Origin of the sequence: Achromobacter sp. ACM03 (genome assembly GCF_014851665.1) — a bacterium.
Lineage (GTDB): Bacteria > Pseudomonadota > Gammaproteobacteria > Burkholderiales > Burkholderiaceae_B > Achromobacter > Achromobacter aegrifaciens.
This window is the reverse complement of record NZ_JACVAD010000002.1, coordinates 693,741-715,033: the sequence shown is the minus strand read 5'-3', so window position 1 is coordinate 715,033 and position 21,293 is coordinate 693,741. Positions and strand designations below refer to the sequence as shown.

The following is a 21,293-nucleotide window of genomic DNA, read 5'->3' as shown; positions in this document are numbered from 1 at the left end:
CATAGCGGAAAGATTGTCAACACAATGAGCAAGGTGCTGACCCTGCCCGGCGCCGCCCCCGGCGACAACGAGACGCTTGCGGAACACATATTCCGCAAGATCCAGTCCGCCATCGTCAAGGGTGAAATCGCCCCCGGCAGCAAGATTTCCGAGCCCGAGCTGGCCCGCATCCATGGCGTCAGCCGCGGCCCGCTGCGCGAGGCCCTGCACCGCCTGGAAGGCCAGAAGCTGCTGGTGCGCGTGCCCCACGCCGGCGCCCGCGTGGTGTCGCTGTCGCAGCAGGAACTGTCCGAACTCTATGAAATCCGCGAATCGCTGGAAGGCATGGCCTGCCGCCTGGCCGCCGAACGCATGCCGCCCTCGGAAATCGCCGAGCTGCGCGCCGTGCTGGAAGCGCATGAACGCGATGAAGCCTTCCAGGCCGGGCTGGGCTATTACCAGCAGGAAGGCGACTACGATTTCCACTACCGCATCGTCAAGGGCAGCGGCAACCAGATGCTGTTCCGCATGCTGTGCGACGAGCTCTACCAGCTGGCGCGCATGTACCGCATCCAGTATTCGACCACCCCCAACCGCCCCCGGCAGGCCTACGCCGAACACCACCGCATTCTGGATGCCATCGCCGACGGCGATGGCGAGTTGGCTGAAATCCTGATGCGCCGCCACATCCGCGCATCCCGTATCAACATCGAACAGCAGATCGCGCAGGGCAACCTGCAGCGCACCGAGGCATGAACCAAAACTACCGCAAGCCCCTGCCCGGCACCCGCCTGGACTACTTCGACACCCGCGCCGCCGTCGAGGCGATCTCGCCCGGGGCCTACGACCGCCTGCCCTACACCTCGCGCGTGCTGGCGGAAAACCTGGTGCGCCGTTGCGATCCGGCCATGCTGACCGACGCGTTGAAGCAGCTGATCGAGCGCCGCCGCGATCTGGACTTCCCGTGGTTCCCGGCGCGCGTGGTCTGTCACGACATTCTCGGCCAGACCGCGCTGGTCGACCTGGCCGGCCTGCGCGACGCCATTGCCGACAAGGGCGGCGACCCCGCCAAGGTCAATCCGGTGGTGCCGGTGCAGCTGATCGTCGACCACTCGCTGGCCGTGGAATACGGCGGCGACGACCCCGACGCCTTCGCCAAGAACCGCGCCGTGGAAGACCGCCGCAACGAAGACCGCTTCCATTTCATCGACTGGACCAAGCAGGCCTTCCGCAACATCGAAGTCGTGCCGCCGGGCAATGGCATCATGCACCAGATCAACCTGGAACGCATGTCGCCCGTCATCTACACGCAGGACGGCGTGGCATTCCCCGACACGCTGGTCGGCACCGACAGCCACACGCCGCACGTGGACGCGCTGGGCGTGATCGCCATCGGCGTGGGCGGCCTGGAAGCCGAGAACGTCATGCTGGGCCGCGCCTCGTGGATGCGCCTGCCCGACATCATCGGCGTGGAACTCACCGGCCGCGCGCAGCCCGGCATCACCGCCACCGACATCGTGCTGACCCTGACCGAATTCCTGCGCAAGGAGAAGGTCGTGGGCGCCTACCTGGAGTTCTACGGCGCAGGCGCCGCCAGCCTCACGCTGGGCGACCGCGCCACCATCTCGAACATGGCGCCCGAGTACGGCGCCACCGCCGCGATGTTCTCGATTGACCAGCAGACCATCGACTACCTGCGCCTGACCGGCCGCGAGGACGAGCAGATCGCCTTGGTCGAGAACTACGCCAAGACCACGGGCCTGTGGTCCGACAGCCTGAAGCAGGCCGAATACGAACGCGTGCTGCGCTTCGACCTGTCCAGCGTGGTGCGCACCCTGGCCGGTCCGTCCAATCCGCACCGCCGCCTGCCGGTCAGCGACCTGGCCGAGCGCGGCATCTCCGGCGTGGTGGAAAACAATCCCGGCCAGATGCCCGACGGCGCCGTGATCATCGCCGCCATCACCAGCTGCACCAACACCAGCAATCCGCGCAACGTCATCGCCGCCGGCCTGTTGGCGCGCAACGCCAACCGCGCGGGCCTGACCCGCAAGCCCTGGGTCAAGAGCTCGCTGGCGCCGGGATCCAAGGCCGTCTCGCTGTACCTGGGCGAAGCCGGCCTGACGCCGGAACTGGAACAGCTGGGCTTCGGCGTCGTGGCCTTCGCCTGTACCACTTGCAACGGCATGTCGGGCGCGCTGGACCCGGTCATCCAGCAGGAAATCATCGATCGCGACCTCTACGCCACCGCCGTGCTGTCCGGTAACCGCAACTTCGACGGTCGCATCCATCCCTATGCCAAGCAGGCCTTCCTGGCCTCGCCGCCGCTGGTCGTGGCCTATGCCATTGCCGGCACCATCCGCTTCGACATCGAGCGCGACGTGCTCGGCACGGACGCCGCCGGCCGCGAGATCCGTCTCAAGGATATCTGGCCCAGCGACGAAGAGATCGACGCCGTGGTGAAGTCGGCGGTCAAGCCCGAGCAGTTCCGCAAGGTCTACGCCCCCATGTTCGGCATCCAGGACGACCGCAAGGCCGCCGTCAGCCCGTTGTACGACTGGCGTGCGCAGAGCACCTACATCCGCCGCCCGCCATACTGGGAAGGCGCGCTGGCAGGCGAGCGCACGCTGCGCGGCATGCTGCCGCTGGCCGTGCTGGGCGACAACATCACCACCGACCACCTGTCGCCATCCAACGCCATCCTGATGGACAGCGCCGCGGGCGAATACCTGCACAAGATGGGCCTGCCCGAAGAGGACTTCAACTCCTACGCCACCCACCGCGGCGACCACCTCACCGCGCAACGCGCCACCTTTGCCAACCCCAAGCTCTTCAACGAAATGGTGAAGAACGCGGACGGCACGGTGAAGCAAGGCTCGCTGGCCCGCGTGGAACCTGAAGGCAAGGTCATGCGCATGTGGGAAGCCATCGAAACCTACATGGACCGCAAGCAGCCGCTGATCATCGTGGCCGGCGCCGACTACGGCCAGGGCTCGTCGCGCGACTGGGCCGCCAAGGGCGTGCGCCTGGCTGGCGTGGAAGCCATCGTCGCCGAAGGCTTCGAACGCATCCACCGCACCAACCTCATCGGCATGGGCGTGCTGCCCCTGGAATTCAAGGCGGGCGTGAACCGCAAGACGCTGGCCCTGGACGGCACCGAAAGCTATGACGTCATCGGCGAGCGCAAGCCGCGCGCCGACCTGACGCTGGTGATCCACCGCCGCAACGGCGAAACCGTCGAAGTCCCCGTGACCTGCCGCCTGGACACGGCCGAAGAGGTCTCGATCTACGAAGCCGGCGGCGTGCTGCAGCGCTTTGCCCAGGACTTCCTGGAAGCTTCCGGCGCCGACAAGAAAGCCGGCTGATCCGCCATAGGCGGGACGGGCGCCGCGGCGCCCGCCCCAACACCCATCATCAGGACTGCCCCATGACCCATGCTCCCCAGACCAAGATAGCCGCCACCTACATGCGCGGCGGCACCAGCAAAGGCGTGTTCTTCAAGCTCGACGACCTGCCCGAGTCCGCGCGCGTGCCCGGCGCCGCGCGCGACGCGCTGCTCATGCGCGTGATCGGCAGCCCCGATCCCTACGGCAAGCAGATCGACGGCATGGGCGCGGCCACCTCCAGCACCAGCAAGACCGTCATCATCGGCAAAAGCACGCGCCCCGACCATGACGTGGACTACCTGTTCGGCCAGGTCTCCATCGACCAGCCCTTCGTGGACTGGAGCGGCAATTGCGGCAACCTGTCCGCCGCCGTCGGCCCGTTCGCCATCACCAACGGCCTGGTCGACCCCGCCCGCGTGCCGCAGGACGGCGTCGCCGTCGTGCGCATCTGGCAGGCCAACATCCAGAAAACCATCATCGCGCACGTCCCCATGACGGGCGGCGCGGTGCAGGAAACCGGCGACTTCGAACTGGACGGCGTGACCTTCCCGGCGGCTGAACTGCGCCTGGAATTCATGGACCCGGCCGAGGAAGGCGACGGCGGTTCCATGTTCCCCACCGGCAAGCTGGTGGACGACCTGGAAGTGCCTGGCATCGGCACGTTCAAGGCCACCATGATCAACTCCGGCATCCCCACGATCTTCCTGGACGCCGAAGCCTTGGGCTACCGCGGCACCGAACTGCAGGACGACATCAACGGCGACGCCGCCGCGCTGGCGCGCTTCGAGACCATCCGCGCCCACGGCGCGCTGCGCATGGGCCTGATCAAGACGCTGGAAGAGGCCGCCAGCCGCCAGCACACGCCCAAGGTCGCCTTCGTGGCGGCGCCCAAGGAATACGTGTCCTCCAGCGGCAAGAAGATCGGCGCGGGCGACATCGACGTGCTGGTGCGCGCGCTCTCCATGGGCAAGCTGCACCACGCCATGATGGGCACCGCGTCCGTCGCCATTGCCACCGCGGCGGCGGTGCCGGGCACGCTGGTCAACCTGGCCGCGGGCGGCGGCGAACGCGACAATGTCTGCTTCGGCCATCCGTCCGGCACCTTGCGCGTCGGCGCCGAAGCCCAGCTCGTGGACGGCGAATGGAAGGTCACCAAGGCCATCATGAGCCGCAGCGCCCGCGTGCTGATGGAAGGCCGCGTGCACGTGCCGCGCGAGGGGTTCTGATCCGGCTTGCCGTTTCCAGCATGAAGAACGGGGCTTGCAAGCCCCGTTTTTTTTCGAAGCGCCAGCGCCTCAGCCCTTCGCTCCCGCCGCCTCCAGCAGGCGCACGACTTCGGTCTGTCCGCGCTCACGCGCATGACGCAGTGGCGTCACGCCCTTGCCGTCCGCCAGGTTGACGTCGGCGCCGGCTTCGATCAGCAGCTTGACGATCGCCTGGTGACGCGCGCCGCCATCGCCCAGGATCACGGCTTCCAGCAGGCCGGTCCAACCCAGGTTGTTCACATGATCCGCGTCCACGCCGGCGCGCAGCAGCATGTCCACCACTTCGACGTGGCCGCGCTCGCATGCGGGAATGAGGGCAGTGCCGCCGTAGCGGTTGGTGCTTTTCAGGTCAGCGCCGTGCGCCAGCGTCAGCGCCAGGATCTCGCGATAGCCGCGGGCGCCGGCCAGCAGGTAGGCGCTGTCGCGGATCGAGTTCTGCGCATTGACGTTGGCGCCGGCCTCGATCAGGGCGCGTGCCGCTTCGACATGATTGCCCTGCGTCGCGCGCAGCAGCGGCGTATTGCCGTCCGCGTCGCGCGTATCCACGGCAGCGCCCTGCCCCAGCAGCTGCTTGACGCGGGCCGCGTCGCCATTGCCCGCGGCGGCCAACAGCGCGGTGTCCGGGCCCGCGGCCGCGGCCACGCCCCCCATGCCCAACAGGAATGCCGCCAGCCAAAGACGGCCCGCACGAAAGATAGACATTGGTATTTCCTCCAGATCAACAGCTTGAGGCAAGCCGAATCGACTCGCGGCCTCGTGAGATTCCAAGTATGGCGGCCGGCCCAAGTATTATGAAATTAATTGGCTTGATAGATTCGAGTGGACATCCCAATGCTAGATCCCGTCCTGCTGCGCAGTTTTCTTACCGTCGTGGACACGGGCAACTTCACCCGCGCCAGCGAACACCTGCACCTGACGCAATCCACCGTCAGCCAGCACGTCATCCGGCTGGAAGAGAACCTGGGCTGCCGCCTGCTGGACCGCACGCAGCGCCATGTCCTGCCCACCGAGGAGGGCGAGCGCCTGCTGGGCTATGCGCGCAGCATCCTGCGGCTGGCTGAGGAGGCGCGCGAAAACGTGGCCGCCGCCCAGGCCAGCGCCGTGGTGCGCGTGGGCGCGCCCGAGGATTTCATGGGCGCCACGCTGATGCCTACCCTGGCCGCCGTGGAAGCGGCCTATCCGCGCCTGCGCGTGGAAGTCGAAGGCGGCCTCAGTCATCAGCTGCTGCGGCGCTACCGCGATGGCGAACTGGACCTGCTGCTGGTCAAGCAATGGGAAGTGGACGCCGATTGCGATGCGCACTGGCCCGAACCCCTGTGCTGGATCACCGCCCGCGATGCGCCGCCGCCCGCGCCCGACACCGCCGTGCCGCTGGTGGCCTTTCCGTCCGGCGCGCTGTACCGCCAGGAAATGACCGCCATGCTGGAAACCTGCGGCAAGCCCTGGCATGTGCGCTTTTCCAGCCCCAGCCTGCCCAGCCTGGGCGCTGCCGTCGCTGCGGGACTGGGGATCAGCCTGCTGCCTGCCGCCTGCGCCAGCGCCGAACACCGGCTGCTCACGCCCGAAGAAGGATTTCCGGCGCCGCGCGGCCTGCACTTGTCGCTGTATGCGCGCTCGCGGCTCAGCGACGCGGGTCACGCGCTGCGGCGCGCATTGCAGGACTTCTGCACGCAACGCGCCGCGCAGGTCACGCCGCCGGCGTGACGCCAGCGTATGCCCGAGCCGCCTCGCCCACGGGTTCGCCCTTGCGGAACAAAGCGCGCTGGCTCGGCACCGCGGCAACCGCGGCGGCGCCGTTGGGCACGGGCAGCACCACGAAGGTCGCCTCATTGCCCACCTGCAGGCCGTACCCGCCCAGGCCCAGTACCGCCGCGCCCGCATGCGACGCCATGTGCAAGGCCGTCAACAAATCGTCGTCCGTGTAGAAGCCCGAGCGGTAGCCGATCAGCATCGCACGCTGCAGCATGTCGCCATTGCCATAGGGCCACCAGCAATCCTGGATGTTGTCATTGCCCGTGAATACGCGCACGCCCGCCGCGCGCAGCGCCAATACCGGCGGAAAGGCCCGGTCGCCTGGCGCGTTCGTCATGATCGCCACGCCGGCGTCGGCCAGCTTGCGCGCCACGTCCTGCAGCGCCCCCTGGCCGACGTCGCCCAGTGCATAGGCGTGGCTGATGGCGACTCGACCCGCCAGGCCCAGCGCCTGCGCGCGCGCGGCAATGCGCGCAATCTGCGCAACGCCCTGCTCGCCCGGCTCATGCAGGTGGATATCGATCTTGGCGCCCAGCCGCTCAGCGATGCCGAACACGCAATCCAGCTGGCCTTCGGCATCGCCGTCCAGCGTGGAGGGATCGATGCCGCCCACTACCCCGGCGCCTTCGCGCACGGCCGCTTCCAGCCATTGCGGCGTACCCGGACAGGACATCACGCCGGCCTGCGGGAACGCCACCAGTTCGATATCGACAATGCCGCGCCATTTCTCGCGCGCCGCCATGACGGCATGCAGATTCGCCAAGCCGGTCGTGGCGTCCACGTCCACGTGGCAGCGCATCGCCACCGTGCCGAACGCCGCGGCTTGCGCGATAAGGACATCGGCGCGCCCCTCGATGGGCGGCGCGGCCGCAAGCTCTTCTTTCTCGATGGCCAGCCGTTCGCGCAGGCTGTCCGCGGGCCGGTGCGGCCGCCAGCGGTCGCCGACGAAACTCTTGTCCAGATGGATATGGCCGTCGACAAAGCCCGGCAGCACCAGGTGTCCGCGCAGGTCGGTCACCTGCGCCGCGCCCAGGACGGGCGGCTCGGCGCCCAGCGCCAGGATGCGGCCATCGCGCACGTGCATGTATAGGGGATTGCCGTCTGCTCCCACGGCATTGAGGTATACGCGGTCTGTCATGTGTCGTCTCGGTCTTGCGCGGCCACGCCGTACGCATGGCCCGGGCTTGCGTACACCTTATCGGATGGCGCGCACGGCGGCCAATTAAGTGTTGCGATACCCGCCAATGCGATTCGCGATACCCGCGCATGCACGCCTGGCGGACGCAAGCTGGACTAGCGCGGGGTATGTCCCTATACTTGGCGCCTGTTGTAGTTCATTACGCATGCAGCCAGGCGATGCACATCGCTGGAAGCATCCATCACACGGCCGCGCACAGCGGCCCGGCGTGTAACGCCGAAACACCCACACCCAGCCGTAAAGGCTGCGGAACAAAACTCCTGCTTACCAGGCAGGACCATCGCTCGCCGCATCGGGCAACGTAAAAAAGCAACCAGCGTTCTGCGCTATGCGGCAGCAAGACACCTATACGGTGTGCCTTATTGCTGTCCGTCCGCGGGCGTGTCCAGTCACGTCCGCGCCGGGCAGGCATGCGATCGCGCCTACGGCCGCTCGCCTGGTGTTTCGGCTGCGTCAAAGGGGTTTGCCGCCCATCGCATCCCGCGGAAACGGCCTTCATGCAGCCATGACTGTCCGTCATGAACACGCTGTCAAGGAGAAAGGACGAAGACGATGCAAGAGACAGAATTCTTTCAGCTATCCGCCACCACCGCCATCCTGCTGCTGGTCGGGTTCTATGGCGCGACGTTCCTCATGTCGCTGCTTATCGGCCAGAAGAACGAGAACGTCGATGGCTACATGGTGTCGAACAACGCGGTCGGCTTCGGCCTGTCCACCGCCAGCATGATCGCAACCTGGATCTGGGCCGCATCGTTCTACGCCAGCGCCACCTCGGGCTACAAGTACGGCCTGTCAGGCCCCTTGCACTACGGCTTCTGGGGCGCGCTGATGATTCTCTTCATCTATCCCTTCGGCAAGCGCTTCCGCAAGCTGGCGCCCAAGGCGCACACGCTGGCCGAAGTCATACACGCGCGCCACGGCACCTCCAGCCAGATGATCATGGCGGTGTCGAACATCGTGGGCAGCTGCATCAGCCTGATGGTGAACTTCACGGCGGCGGGCGCGCTGGTCTCGATCCTGAGCCCGCTCACCTTCATCCAGGGCGTGCTCATCGCCGGCCTGGGCGTGCTGTCGTACACGCTGTGGTCGGGATTCCGCACTTCCGTAATGACGGATTTTGCGCAGCTGGCCGCCATGATCATCGCCGCGGTCGTCATCATCCCGCTCATCTTCTTCAACGCGGGCGGACCCGACGTGCTGTCGGAAAACATGTGGCGCCTGAGCGCCGACCAGGCGGACTTCTATTCCACCCGCGCCATCCTGGAACAGGGCGCGCCCTATTTCGTGGCCGTGCTGGCCTACGCCATCGGCAACCAGACCATCGCCCAGCGCCTGTTCGCGGTGCGCGAAGACCTGATAAAGCCCACGTTCCTGACGGCCACGGCGGGATATGGCGCCGTCGTGATCGGACTGGGCATGCTGGGGCTGCTGGCGCTTTTCGTCGGCCTGGAGCCCGCCAACGGCGACATGAACAACATCATCCCGCAGATGGCCTCGACCTACCTGCCGCCCTTCGGCATTGCGCTGTTCTTCCTGCTGGTGGTGGGCTCGCTGTCTTCGACCGCCGACTCCGACCTGGCCGCGCTGTCCGCCATCGTCATGACTGATGTTTACGCCAAGAACCTGGCCGGCGGCCGCCCCGATCCGCGCCGCATGCTGTGGTGGGGCCGTATCACCATGATCGTCGCCACGATGATAGGCGTGATATTCGCCAGCCTGCGCCTGGATATCCTGGTCATGCTGGTGTTCGTCGGCGCGCTGTGGGGCGCCATCGTTTTCCCCGTCATCGCCAGCTTCTACTGGGACCGCGTCGACAACCGCGCCTTCGTCAGCGCCGTGCTCAGCGCCGTGATCCTGTTCACCGTCGTGCGCTTTGAATTGCTACCCATCACCGGCGCGGTCGCCGTGTTCTTCGAGATCTGCTCGGCCATCGGCGGCGGCGTGGTGCTGGGCCTCATGACGTTCGGCTTCTTCGGCCGCCCCGCGGCGCTCGCGGTGGGCGCCCTGGGCATGCTGGTCATGCTGCCCGTGTTCGTAGGCACCTTGCGCGAGTACATCGTCCTGATGGGCTCGCTGACCGCCTACGGCGTCAGCGCCACGGTCTGCGCCGGTCTCAGCCTGCGCAACCAGCAGCGCTTCGATTTCAGCCTGTTGGCGGACCGCGTGACTTCCTTCCAGGAAGCGCAGGACGCCCTTTCCGCACCCGCCGTGCAACGCCCCGAAATCCAGCCGGCGCAAGGCTGAGCATCCATCAAGCAACAAGGAGACTGATATGTGGTTGACGTTCTACTTCCTGGTGTGGCCCGGCATTTCCGCCCTCATCCTGGCGCTGCTGTGCGTGACGCTGTGGCGGGACATCCGCGCTGCCAGGCGCAGCGGCAAAGCGATGGTCTGAGGCCGTACGCTGGGGGCCGTTGCATTCACGCCAGCCGCAACGGACGCTGGGCCTGCGACTGCGCTTCAAGGTAGACCGCGTGCGTGTCCGCCACGAAGCGGGACAGGGCGAAGTCCCGCACTGCCTTTTCCCGCGCCGCGCGCCCCATGGGACCCAGTAGCTGCGGTTGCGCCAGGATCTCGCGCAGCACGCCTGCCACGGCCTCGGGCGTGCGCGCCGGGACCACCCAGCCGTCCAGCCCGGGATACACATTCTCGGCCAGCCCGCCGGCATTGCTGACGATGACCGGCACACCCATGGCCATCATCTCGCGGCACGCGAACGAGATGGTCTCCATCTCCGAGGACAGCACAAAGCCCACGTCCAGCGCGTCCACGAACGACCGCACGTCGTCCAGCAGGCCCGAGAAGATCACCTGGTCTTCCATGCCCAGTTCGCGCACCCGCCGGCGCTGAGGTTCGCCGGGAGGCTCGCCAGCGATCATGATGACGATACGCGCCCGCAGCTCGACAGGCAGCAAGGACAGGGCCTCGACCATGTCCGGCCAGCGCTTGTAGTCCGCGGTGCCCGCATTGCTGCCGACCACCAGCCGGCCCGCGTGCGCAGCCGGCAGCCAACGGCGGCGGGCTTCAGCCCTCGCCTGCGGCGCGGGGGGCATGAACCGCTCCACGTCCACGCCATTGCGCACGGTGCGCAGGCCGCAGCGCCCGAATGCGCTGCCCGCCAGCTTGCGGCGTGTGTGCTCGCACACGCAGATGACGCGGTCCGTCGCCAGCCGGGCGCGCAGCGTCGCGCCCAGGCTGCTGGCGATCCGGTCGTTGTGCTGCGTATACACCACCGCAGGGCTGTCCGCCCCCAGCCCCAAGCCTGCCAGCATGCACACACGATGGTCGGCAGAACCGTTGACGTGCGCGATGTCGAAGCGTTCCTGCACCAGCAGTCGCCGCAGGCGCCGTGCATTGGGCAGCGCGGCCAGCAGGCCGCCGCGGAAATCCAGCGCTTCGACCCGCACGCCCGGCATCGCCAGGGCCGTCTTGAACAGCCGGCTGTCTGGCGGCGCCGCCACGACGATATCGTGCGCGCCGCGCAGCGCGCCGGCCAGCGACAGCACATACGTGGTATGCCCGCCGCCATCGCCGCGATGGAAATTGGTGTACAGGATCTTCATCGAGCAACGCCGGTTCAGGCCCTGGACGGACCGGTCCCTGCGGCCGGCATCCGCGCATATCCCCGTGCACGTTTCGGCGCGCAAGGTGCATAATGCGCCGCAACGGCAATTTCATCGTTGGCCGTTTCAAAGCTCTTCGAGACAGATTTTCGAGCACTCACGGATCGCTCCTTGTGTTTCAGCGCCGCCAAGCGGGAACTTGGCAGACACGCTGAACTCTACGCAGTCGGCAATTACAGAAGCCGGACCGACTCATTACATTTGTGCAAGGAATGCGAGGCGCCCCATGCGTATCCTCTTGATCGAAGATGAAAGAAAGCTCGCGGACTACGTCCGCAAAGGATTGACCGAGCACAACTACGTGGTCGACATCGCCCGCGACGGTATCGACGGACGGCACGCCGCCATCGAGGGCGACTACGACGTGGTGGTGCTGGACGTGATGCTGCCCGGCGTCGACGGTTTCGGCGTGCTGGCGGACCTGCGCAAGCACAAGGAAACGCCGGTCCTGATGCTGACCGCCCGCGACAAGGTGGAAGACCGCGTGCGCGGCCTGGAAGGCGGCGCGGACGATTACCTCGTCAAGCCTTTCGCCTTTTCCGAGCTGCTGGCGCGGATCCAGGCCCTGCTGCGCCGCGGCCGCGGGCAGGAGTCGACGCTGCTCAAGCTTGCCGACCTGGAGATGGACCTGGCGCGGCGCAAGGCGCAACGCGGCGGCATGCGCCTGGACCTGACCGCCAAGGAATTCACGCTGCTGACGCTGATGCTGCGCCGCCACGGCCAGGTGCTGTCCCGGACGGTGCTGGCCGAGCAAGTCTGGGACATGAACTTCGACAGCGACACCAACGTCATCGAAGTCGCCGTGCGGCGCCTGCGGGCCAAAATAGACGACCCGTTCGAAACCAAGCTGCTGCATACCGTGCGCGGCATGGGCTACGTGCTGGAGCTGCGCGAAAAATGAAGCTGCCGCGCATCGCGTCGATGGAAATCCGCCTCACGCTGCTGCTCGGCGTCATTGCGCTGGTGGTGTCCAGCATCGCCGGCTACACCTTGTTCTGGGCCTTGAAGCGCGAGGTGCAACGCCAGGAGATCACCGAGGTGGCCGGCAAGCTGGAGCTCATCAACCACCTCATCGGCATGCAGACCACGCTGGCGCAGATGCAGGATCTGCGTGGCGCCCTGGACAACATCATGGTCGGTCACGGCAACCTCAAGACCTGGATCACGCTCGCCGACGGCAGCGTGTTCTACGGCGAGGCGCCGCCCGTGGACGTGCGGCCGCTGTCCGGGCGCGAGATCAGGCTGCACTCGCAGGACGGCTGGAACATGCGCGGGCTGCGCGTGCCGCTGGAAGGCACGCTGCTGCCGGGGGCCGAGCTCACCGTGGCCGTTAACCTGCGCCCTGGCACGCAGTTCCTGTATGCCTTCGCCACCGCGCTGGTCCTGATCTGCGCCACCTGGGTCGGCGCCACGCTGGTGCTGTCGGCATGGGCGGTGCGGCGCTCACTGTCGCCCATCCGCCGCCTGTCCCAGCAGGCCGCCCGGATCCAGCCGGACAATCTTGCCGTGCGCCTGCCGGAACAGGGCATAGACCGCGAGCTGCGCGAATTCACCCATACCTTCAACGGCATGCTGGGCCGGGTGCAAACGGCCTACCAGCAGATGGAAGGCTTCAACGCCGACGTGGCGCACGAACTGCGCACGCCCCTGGCCACGCTGATCAGCGGCGCCGAGGTCATCCTGTCGTCCCCCCGTTCCGAGCAGGAGCTGCGAGAGGTGCTGGAATCCAACCTGGAGGAGCTGGAAGGGCTGAAGGCGCTGGTCAACGACATGCTGTTCCTGGCCCGCGCCGACGGCGGCGAACCAGCGGGGGACCTGCAGGAAGTGGACGTGCGCCGCGAGGTCGCCCGCGTGGCCGAGTACTACGAAGCCGCGCTGGACGAAGCCGGCGTGTCCCTGACCGCGCACGGCGCCGCCATCCTGATGGCCAACCCGCGGCTGTTGCGGCGCGCCATCGCCAACCTGCTCAGCAACGCCATCCGGGCCACGCCGCGGGGACGCGCCATCGACCTCTATTGCATCACCCGGCAAGAGGAGATCGAGATCAGGGTCAGGAACCCCGGCGCGCCGATCGCAGCCGAGGCGCTGCCGCGCATCTTCGACCGCTTCTATCGCGGCGACGATGCCCGCAGCCGGCGCGCCGACGGGCACGGCCTGGGCCTGGCCATCGTCCGCGCCATTGCCCGCATGCACGGCGGCAACGCGTTCGCGCGCTGCGGCGGTCAGGGCACCGAGGTCGGCTTCACGCTGTCCCGGACGCCGAACATTACAGGAAAGTAATCCTCCCGACAGGTTGCGGTGTGGAGCGCGTCACTAAAGTGGCGCCTCCTACCCCCAATTCGAGTCTAGAGGATACGCATGAAGAAACTGGTGAAACTCGCACAAGGCGCCGTGGCCGCGGGCGTCTTTTTGCTTTCCTTCGGCGCCATGGCTGCCCCCGGCCACGGCGCGGGCCACGGCGGCGGCCATGACGCCGCCGCCCCCATCGGCAAGCCCGGCAACCCCGCCAAGGTCTCGCGCACGATCGTGGTCGACATGACGGATGCAATGCGCTTCACGCCGGACAAGATCGACGTCAAGGCGGGCGAGACCATCCGTTTCAAGGTCACCAACTCCGGCAAGATCCGCCACGAAATGGTGCTGGGCACCACGGCAGACCTGAACAGCCACTACCAGATGATGCTCAAGGACCCGGGCATGCGCCACGAGGAGCCGAACTCCGTGTCCCTGGAAGCGGGCAAGGCCGGCGACATCGTCTGGACCTTCGACAAGGCGGGAACCGTCGCCTTCGCCTGCCTGGAGCCCGGACACTATCCCGCCGGCATGAAGGGCGCGGTTTCCGTCAAGTAATCCACTGCCGGGATGCCGGTCCGGCTACCGGGGAGATAGAGCATGAGTAGAGCAGTTTCGAATCCGCGCCGCCGGTTTGTGCAGGGCCTGGCCACGGGCGGCGCGCTGGCCGGCATGGGTCTGTGGAGCCCGTCTTCTTGGGCGCAGGCCGGCGCCGCCCGGCAGAGCGTGCTGTCGGGCACCGAGTTCAACCTGGAGATCGGCGAGAGCCCCGCCAATTTCACTGGCGCTCCCCGCATCGCAACCACGGTCAACGGCATGCTGCCCGCGCCCACGCTGCGCTGGCGCGAAGGCGACCGCGTCACGCTGCGCGTCACCAACCGCCTGCGCGAAGACACCTCGATCCACTGGCACGGCATCATCCTGCCCACCGGCATGGACGGCGTGCCCGGTCTAAGCTTTCCCGGCATCGCGCCCGGCGAAACCTTCACGTACCAGTTCGACGTGGGGCAAAGCGGCACGTACTGGTATCACAGCCATTCCGGCTTCCAGGAACAAACGGGACTGTACGGCGCCATCGTCATCGACCCCAAGCGCCCGGACCCGGTGCGCGCGGACCGCGACTATGTGGTGCTGTTGTCCGACTGGACCGACGAGGATCCCATGAGCGTGTTCCGCAAGCTCAAGGTGATGCCCGACTACTACAACTACATCCAGCCCACCGTCGGCAGCCTGATCGACGACGCCGAAAAATCCGGCTGGAAGTATGCGCTGAACGAGCGGCTCATGTGGCAGAAGATGCGCATGAACCAGACCGACCTGGCCGACGTCTCGGGCGCAACCTATACCTTCCTTACCAACGGCAAATCGCCGGCCGGCAACTGGACCGGCCTGTTCCGTCCGGGCGAACGGATCCGCCTGCGCTTCATCAACGGGTCGGCCATGACCTACTTCGACGTGCGCATCCCCGGCCTGAAGATGACGGTGGTGGCCGCCGACGGCCTGGCCGTGCGGCCCGTGGAGGTGGAAGAGTTCCGCATCGCCGTGGCCGAGACCTATGACGTCATCGTCGAACCGCAGGACGAGCGCGCCTACACCATCTTTTCGCAGGCCATGGACCGCTCCGGCTATGCGCGCGGCACGCTGGCCCCGCGCGAGGGCATGCAGGCCGAGATCCCGGCGCTGGACCCGGTGCAGGTGCTGACCATGATGGACATGGGCATGGCGCACGACATGCCCGGCATGGACATGGGCGGCTCGCAAGCGGGGGGAATGGACCACGGCGCTCAGGGTGCGATGAACCATGGTGCTCAGGGCGGCATGAATCACGGCTCCATGGCCGGCATGGACCACGCCGGCATGGCAGGAATGGCAGGCATGAACCATGGCGCGGGCGGCAACGAAGGCGGCATGGTCGAGGTCAAGCATCCCTACCCCGCCGAGTACAGTCCCGCCAACTCCATGGTGCCTGACATCGTTTCGACCCGGCTGGACGATCCAGGCGTGGGCCTGCGCAACAACGGCCGCCGCGTGCTGACCTATGCGGACCTGCACTCCATGGTCGAACCCGCGGACAACCGCCCGCCGACCCGCGAGATCGAACTGCACCTGACCGGCAACATGGACCGCTACATGTGGTCGTTCAACGGGCTGAAGTTCACCGAGGCCAAGCCCATCGTGCTCAAGTATGGCGAGCGCGTGCGCTTCGTGCTGGTCAACGACACCATGATGACGCACCCCATCCACCTGCATGGCTTGTGGAGCGACCTCGAATCCGCCGACGGCAATTTCCAGGTGCGCAAGCACACGATCAGCCTGAACCCGGCGCAGCGCCTCACTTACCGCGTCAGCGCGGACGCGCGCGGCAACTGGGCCTATCACTGCCACTTGCTGTTCCACATGGAGGCCGGCATGTTCCGCGCGGTCGTCGTGGAATAGGGGGAATAATGAGAACAACGACATCCAGAATGCACTGGTCCGGGCTCGTCGCGGGCGCCGCCCTTCTTGCGGCCGCATCCGGACTGGCCCAGGCGCAGGCGCCGGCCGGAACGATGGACGGCATGGACCATGGCTCGATGCAAGGCATGGACCACAGCTCGATGCCTGGCATGAACCATGGATCGACGCAGGGTCAGAATCCGACCTCGACGAAGAGCATGGCCCCCGGTTCAATGAAAGGCATGGACCACGGCTCGATGCAAGACATGGATCACAGTTCGATGCCGGGCATGGATCACGGCGCCATGCCCGGCATGGACGAATCCCCGCCCAAAGGCCCGCCGGTGGGATCCCTGCCCTCCAGCGACGGCAGCACGGAGCAGCGCTACGCCGCCTACCGCATCCATCCGCACATGATGGACAACGTCGTCACCAGCCACCTGCTGTTCGACAAGCTCGGCGTCGCCTACGACCGCAACGAACAGACCAGCCTGCAATGGGACGGCCAGTTCTGGATCGGCCGCGATCTGAACAAGCTGTGGATAAAAAGCGAAGGCGATCGCCTGAACGGCAGCACGGACGCCAAGATCGAAGCCTTCTGGAGCCACACGATCTCGCCGTTCTGGGACGTGCAACTCGGTGCGCGGCGCGATTTCGGCACGGGACCGAAGCGCAACTGGGCGGCGTTCGGCGTGCAAGGCGTGGCGCCCTACGGCATCGAAACCGAAATCACCGGCTACGTCGGCGGATCCGGCAGAACCGCGCTGGCGTTGAAGGCGGAATACGACCTGCTGCTCACGCAGCGCCTGATCCTGACGCCTGAAATCGAAGCCAGCCTGAACGGCAAGAATGACGAGGCGCGCGGCGTGGGTTCCGGGCTGTCGGACGCATCGTTCTCCTTGCGGCTGCGCTACGAGGTCACGCGCGAATTCGCCCCGTATGTCGGCGTGTCGTTCGGACGCAAGTTCGGCAAGACTGCAAGCTATGCCAGCGAAGCCGGAGAAAGCCGTTCCGAACGCGCCATCCTGGCGGGCGTGCGCATCTGGTTCTAAGCCTGACCGGCGCCCGCTGGCGCCGGTCAAATGCGTCCCCTATTTATCAAACCCACCGCCCGCGCCGCCGGCGGCGGTCATTTCTCCCAAGAAGGACTCACCACCGCCAAACGCTTGACCTTGACATCATTGGAATCTTTATAGTGACACCCATCAGCAGGAAATTCCAAGTTTTCAAGGAGCGGATATGAGTGCCATCCCAGCAGACAGCGTCGCGGTCAGCCTGCCTATCGAAGGCATGACCTGCGCCTCGTGCGTGGGCCGGGTCGAAAAGGCCTTGAAGGCCGTGCCGGGCGTCAACCAGGCCAGCGTCAACCTGGCGACCGAACGCGCCGACATCACGTTTGCAGGGGCGCCGGACGTCGCCGCCGCCGTGCAGGCGGTGCAGAAGGCGGGTTACGCCGTCGCCGAAACCACGATCGAACTGTCGGTCACCGGCATGACCTGCGCCTCCTGCGTGGGCCGCGTCGAAAAAGCCCTGAAGGCGGTGCCCGGCGTCAGCAGCGCCAGCGTCAACCTCGCCACCGAGCGCGCCAGCATCACCGCGGCCGGCGGCGTGCCCGCCAGCGCCCTGATCCAGGCGGTGGCCAAGGCCGGCTACGAAGCCAAGCCCCTGGCCGCCGAAGCCAGCGACACCGACGCCGTGGCCGAACGCCAGGCCGCCGAGCTGAAGTCACTGAAGCGCGCGCTGACCGTCGCCACGATCTTCGCGCTGCCGGTGTTCATCCTGGAAATGGGCGCGCACATCGTGCCGGCGTTCCACCACGTCATCGCCGAAACCATCGGCACGCAGAACAGCTGGTACCTGCAATTCGTGCTGGCCAGCATCGTGCTGTTCGGCCCCGGCCTGCGCTTCTTCAAGAAAGGTATCCCCGCGCTGCTGCGCGGCGCGCCCGACATGAACTCGCTGGTGGCGGTGGGCACGTCCGCCGCCTATGCCTATTCGGTGGTCGCCACCTTCGCGGCCGCACTGCTGCCCGCCGGCACCGTCAACGTCTATTACGAGGCCGCCGCGGTCATCGTGGCGCTGATCCTGCTGGGCCGCTACATGGAGGCACGCGCCAAGGGCAATACGTCCGAGGCCATCAAGCGCCTGCTCGGCCTGCAGGCCAAGACCGCGCGCGTCGTGCGCAACGGCGCGACGCTGGAACTCGCCATCGAGGAAGTGGTGGCGGGCGACCTGATCGAAGTCCGCCCCGGCGAACGCATCCCGGTGGATGGCGAGGTGGTGGAAGGCAACAGCTTCATCGACGAGTCCATGATCAGCGGCGAGCCCGTGCCCGTCGAAAAGCAGCCCGGCTCCGAAGTGGTCGGCGGCACCGTCAACCAGAACGGCGCGCTGACGTTCCGCGCCACCAAGGTCGGCGGCGACACGCTGCTGGCGCAGATCATCCGCATGGTCGAACAGGCGCAAGGCTCCAAGCTGCCGATCCAGGCCCTGGTGGACCGCATCACCATGTGGTTCGTGCCTGCCGTCATGGCGGCGGCCGTCGTGACCTTCATCATCTGGCTGACGTTCGGCCCCGAACCCGCCCTGACCTTCGCGCTGGTCAATGCCGTGGCCGTGCTGATCATCGCCTGCCCCTGCGCCATGGGCCTGGCCACGCCGACCTCCATCATGGTGGGCACGGGCCGCGCCGCGCAGATGGGCGTGCTGTTCCGCAAGGGCGAAGCGCTGCAATCGCTGAAGGACGCGCAGGTCGTGGCCGTGGACAAGACCGGCACGCTGACCAAGGGCCGTCCCGAGCTGACCGACCTGATCGTTGCACAGGGCTTCGAACGCGCTGCGGTGCTGGGCAAGGTTGCCACCGTCGAGGCCAAGTCGGAACACCCGATCGCCCAAGCCATCGTGGATGCGGCGCGCGCCGAGAACATTGCGCTGGGCACGATTTCGCAATTCGAATCGATCACCGGCTTTGGCGTCAGCGCCCGGGTCGACGGCGACCTGGTCGAGATCGGCGCCGACCGCTTCATGCGCGAACTGGGCCTGAGCGTCGAGTCCTTCGGTTCGGACGCCGCGCGCCTGGGCGACGAAGGCAAGACGCCGCTGTACGCCGCCATCAATGGCCAGCTGGCCGCCATGATCGCCGTGGCTGACCCCATCAAGGAAACCACGGCCGCCGCGATCCGCGCCCTGCATGACCTGGGTCTGAAGGTCGCGATGATCACCGGCGACAACCGCCGCACCGGCGAGGCCATCGCCCGCCAGCTCGGCATCGACGAAGTCGTCGCCGAAGTGCTGCCCGACGGCAAGGTCGCGGCGGTGCAGCGCCTGAAGCAGCAGTACGGTCCCATCGCCTACGTGGGCGACGGCATCAACGATGCGCCGGCCCTGGCCGAAGCGGACGTGGGCCTGGCCATCGGCACCGGCACGGACATCGCCATCGAAGCCGCCGACGTGGTGCTGATGTCGGGAGACCTGGGCGGTGTGCCCAACGCCATCGCGCTGTCCAAGGCCACCATCCGCAACATCAAGCAGAACCTGTTCTGGGCGTTTGCCTACAACGTGGCGCTGATCCCGGTAGCGGCTGGCTTGCTGTATCCGGTCAACGGCAGCCTGCTGTCTCCGGTGTTCGCGGCGGGCGCGATGGCCTTGTCCAGCGTGTTCGTGCTGAGCAACGCGTTGCGGCTGCGCCGCTTCGCCGCGCCCTTCCCGGCCCGCGGCTGAGCGGCGCTTCCCGGCAGCCGCCGGGAAGCGCTCTTCCCGCAGGTTCTACTGCTTCGGCGCGCTGGCCACCAGCGCGCCGAATTTCTTGTCCAGCTCCGCCAGCGCATCGTTGATGTGGGCGCGGCGCGCCTTGATCCAGGCGTCCTGCTCAGCCAGCTGCGCGCGCGCTTCCTTCAGCATGCGCTCCATTTCCGCCGGCTGCGGACCGCCCGAAGTGGCGCGGTTCTTGACGATGGCCACGGGATCCAGCGTGGAGCGGAACTCCGCCTCGCTCATCGGCAGTTCGTTGCCGTACTTCGAGTCCTTCATGGCGTCCGCATAGATACGGCGCGCCTGCTCATACGGGAAGTCCAGCGGCTTGATGTTGTTGGCCTTGGCGTAGCTGACGACCTCGGACGCAAAGTGGTGGCCGTCGCGGAACGGCAGCTTGTACTTGCGCATCAGCACGTCGGCCAGTTCCTGCGAGGCCGTCCAGTCGCTGTTCAGTTCTTCCAGCGCGCGGTCGGGGCTGAGGACCATGGCCTTCAACACCCGGTCCCAGCGCTTGAGCGCCGAAATCCCCGCATCCACCATGGCGGAATTCTGCTTCACGTCCTTCGGATCGCTCATGCCCGGCGTGATGTTGTGCGTCTGCACCACCGGCCCCATGGCCAGCGTCACGGCCGTGGAAGCATCGCTGCGGGTATCGTTGAGCAGGCCGGGATTGCGCTTCTGCGGCATCGCGCTGGACACGTAGGTGTTGCCGCCCCCCTCTTCCAGCAGGATCCAGGGACGCGGCTGGGCGTACTGGGTCATTACGTCCTCGACGAAATTGCCGGTGCGCAGCGCAATGCTGGTGACGATGGAGGCGACTTCCACCGGCTGATCCATGGACGAGATCTGCGAGGCGTCATAGGCGTTGTCCACCAGTGCGGCGAAGCCCAGGTACTGCGCCATGCGCTTGCGGTCCAGCGGCCAGCTGGTGCCGTTGAGCACCGTCGTGCCCATCGGCGAACGGTCGATGCGCACGTAGGCCTCACGGATGCGCTGGGCGTCGCGGGCCAGGCCGGCGGCCTGCCCCAGCAGATAGTGTCCATAGCTGTTAGGCTGCGCCGCCACGCCATTGGTGTAGTTCGGCACGATGGTAGCTGCATGCTTGCCCGCCAGTTCCACCAGCGTGGTGGAGGTGGCGTTCAGCTGGGCCGCCAGGTCCAGCAGCTTGTCGCGCAGGATGGCGCTGCGGTAGGTCGCGTGCATGTCCTGGCTGGAGCGCCCCGCGTGCAGCAGCGTCACATCCTCGCCCGCCGCCTTGATCAGCAGCGGCTCGAAGGTGATGACGCTGGCCGGGCGCTTGGCGCCCGGCTGGTTGCCGTCGTTGATCACCTTGGCCACGCCGGCCGCCAGTCGCGGCGCCATGGACTTGTCCAGCAGCCCCTCGTCCGTGTTGATGACGGCAGTGGCCTTGTTGATCTCGCCCAGCCAGAAGAACGGATCGCGCGGCACGGAGGCCGCGGGCTGGGCTTGCTGGGCCGATGCCTGCGCGCCGAGCGTGAAGGCAAGCGCGGCGCCCAGGGCGGGAAGTAGATGTCTCATGGCTGTCTCGTTAGGATGGCGAGCGGCCAGTTTATCGGCGGGCCTGGCGGGGGGAAATGGCGGATTTCACCGA

Annotated in this window: 16 protein-coding genes; 12 read left to right on the top strand and 4 right to left on the bottom strand. The window is 66.9% G+C overall.

The genetic code is table 11. From position 1 onward, the window contains the following. The first annotated feature begins 24 nt into the window (after positions 1–24). From IB257_RS11545 to prpF, 3 genes are all read left to right on the top strand, one after another. A complete protein-coding gene (locus IB257_RS11545) occupies positions 25–735 on the top strand; it encodes a GntR family transcriptional regulator (RefSeq protein ID WP_054452081.1) in 711 nt (236 codons plus the stop codon). Next, complete coding sequence (gene acnD, locus IB257_RS11540; protein ID WP_192492343.1) at positions 732–3,341, top strand: Fe/S-dependent 2-methylisocitrate dehydratase AcnD; 2,610 nt, start codon at positions 732–734, stop codon at positions 3,339–3,341. Before IB257_RS11545 ends, acnD begins: the two co-directional genes overlap by 4 nt. A 62-nt stretch (positions 3,342–3,403) precedes the next feature. Then, complete coding sequence (prpF, locus tag IB257_RS11535) at positions 3,404–4,588, top strand: 2-methylaconitate cis-trans isomerase PrpF (protein ID WP_192492342.1); 1,185 nt, start codon at positions 3,404–3,406, stop codon at positions 4,586–4,588. A gap of 69 nt (positions 4,589–4,657) precedes the next feature. On the opposite strand, the gene IB257_RS11530 is transcribed toward prpF, so the two are convergent. Beyond that, positions 4,658–5,329: an ankyrin repeat domain-containing protein gene (locus tag IB257_RS11530; protein ID WP_192492341.1), complete on the bottom strand. Its 672-nt coding sequence runs from the start codon at positions 5,327–5,329 to the stop codon at positions 4,658–4,660. A 129-nt stretch (positions 5,330–5,458) separates the two neighbouring features. On the opposite strand from IB257_RS11530, the gene IB257_RS11525 reads away from it, so the two are divergent. Then, the gene (locus tag IB257_RS11525) at positions 5,459–6,331 is read left to right on the top strand and encodes a LysR family transcriptional regulator (RefSeq protein WP_192492340.1); all 873 of its coding nucleotides are present in this window, start codon (positions 5,459–5,461) and stop codon (positions 6,329–6,331) included. Here the strand turns inward: IB257_RS11525 and IB257_RS11520 are convergent. Next, a complete protein-coding gene (locus IB257_RS11520; RefSeq protein WP_192492339.1) occupies positions 6,315–7,517 on the bottom strand; it encodes an amidohydrolase family protein in 1,203 nt (400 codons plus the stop codon). The two genes, IB257_RS11525 and IB257_RS11520, sit on opposite strands and share 17 nt — an antisense overlap. A 612-nt stretch (positions 7,518–8,129) precedes the next feature. Between IB257_RS11520 and IB257_RS11515 the strand changes: the two genes are divergently transcribed. After that, positions 8,130–9,821, top strand: coding sequence for a sodium:solute symporter family protein (locus IB257_RS11515; protein ID WP_192353884.1), 1,692 nt, complete (start codon positions 8,130–8,132; stop codon positions 9,819–9,821). 28 nt (positions 9,822–9,849) lie between these two features. Beyond that, on the top strand, positions 9,850–9,972 hold the full coding sequence (locus IB257_RS31540; protein WP_225588878.1) for a putative transporter small subunit: 123 nt from the start codon (positions 9,850–9,852) through the stop codon (positions 9,970–9,972). Between the two features lie 25 nt (positions 9,973–9,997). Here IB257_RS31540 and IB257_RS11510 read toward each other — a convergent pair whose 3' ends face one another. Next, positions 9,998–11,140 (bottom strand): glycosyltransferase, encoded by a 1,143-nt coding sequence (locus tag IB257_RS11510; RefSeq protein WP_192492338.1) that lies wholly within the window; start codon positions 11,138–11,140, stop codon positions 9,998–10,000. 286 nt (positions 11,141–11,426) lie between these two features. Between IB257_RS11510 and IB257_RS11505 the strand changes: the two genes are divergently transcribed. The 6 genes from IB257_RS11505 to IB257_RS11480 all read left to right on the top strand — a co-directional run bounded on the left by IB257_RS11505 (position 11,427) and on the right by IB257_RS11480 (position 19,648). Next, positions 11,427–12,101: a heavy metal response regulator transcription factor gene (locus IB257_RS11505; RefSeq protein ID WP_119450383.1), complete on the top strand. Its 675-nt coding sequence runs from the start codon at positions 11,427–11,429 to the stop codon at positions 12,099–12,101. Beyond that, positions 12,098–13,480 (top strand): heavy metal sensor histidine kinase, encoded by a 1,383-nt coding sequence (locus tag IB257_RS11500; RefSeq protein ID WP_192492337.1) that lies wholly within the window; start codon positions 12,098–12,100, stop codon positions 13,478–13,480. The genes IB257_RS11505 and IB257_RS11500 overlap by 4 nt, the downstream gene beginning before the upstream one ends. Before the next feature lie 78 nt (positions 13,481–13,558). Further along, entirely contained in the window at positions 13,559–14,050 is a 492-nt protein-coding gene (locus tag IB257_RS11495) for a plastocyanin/azurin family copper-binding protein (protein ID WP_042795260.1), read from the top strand. Positions 14,051–14,092: 42 nt separating this feature from the next. After that, positions 14,093–15,928: a copper resistance system multicopper oxidase gene (locus IB257_RS11490; RefSeq protein ID WP_192492336.1), complete on the top strand. Its 1,836-nt coding sequence runs from the start codon at positions 14,093–14,095 to the stop codon at positions 15,926–15,928. A 29-nt stretch (positions 15,929–15,957) separates the two neighbouring features. Then, positions 15,958–16,980 (top strand): copper resistance protein B, encoded by a 1,023-nt coding sequence (locus IB257_RS11485; protein ID WP_370540102.1) that lies wholly within the window; start codon positions 15,958–15,960, stop codon positions 16,978–16,980. Positions 16,981–17,167: 187 nt separating this feature from the next. Continuing rightward, a complete protein-coding gene (locus IB257_RS11480) occupies positions 17,168–19,648 on the top strand; it encodes a heavy metal translocating P-type ATPase (protein WP_192492334.1) in 2,481 nt (826 codons plus the stop codon). Positions 19,649–19,693: 45 nt separating this feature from the next. Here the strand turns inward: IB257_RS11480 and IB257_RS11475 are convergent, their stop codons facing one another. Beyond that, on the bottom strand, positions 19,694–21,220 hold the full coding sequence (locus IB257_RS11475) for an argininosuccinate lyase (RefSeq protein ID WP_175159882.1): 1,527 nt from the start codon (positions 21,218–21,220) through the stop codon (positions 19,694–19,696). Between the last annotated feature and the right edge of the window lie 73 nt (positions 21,221–21,293).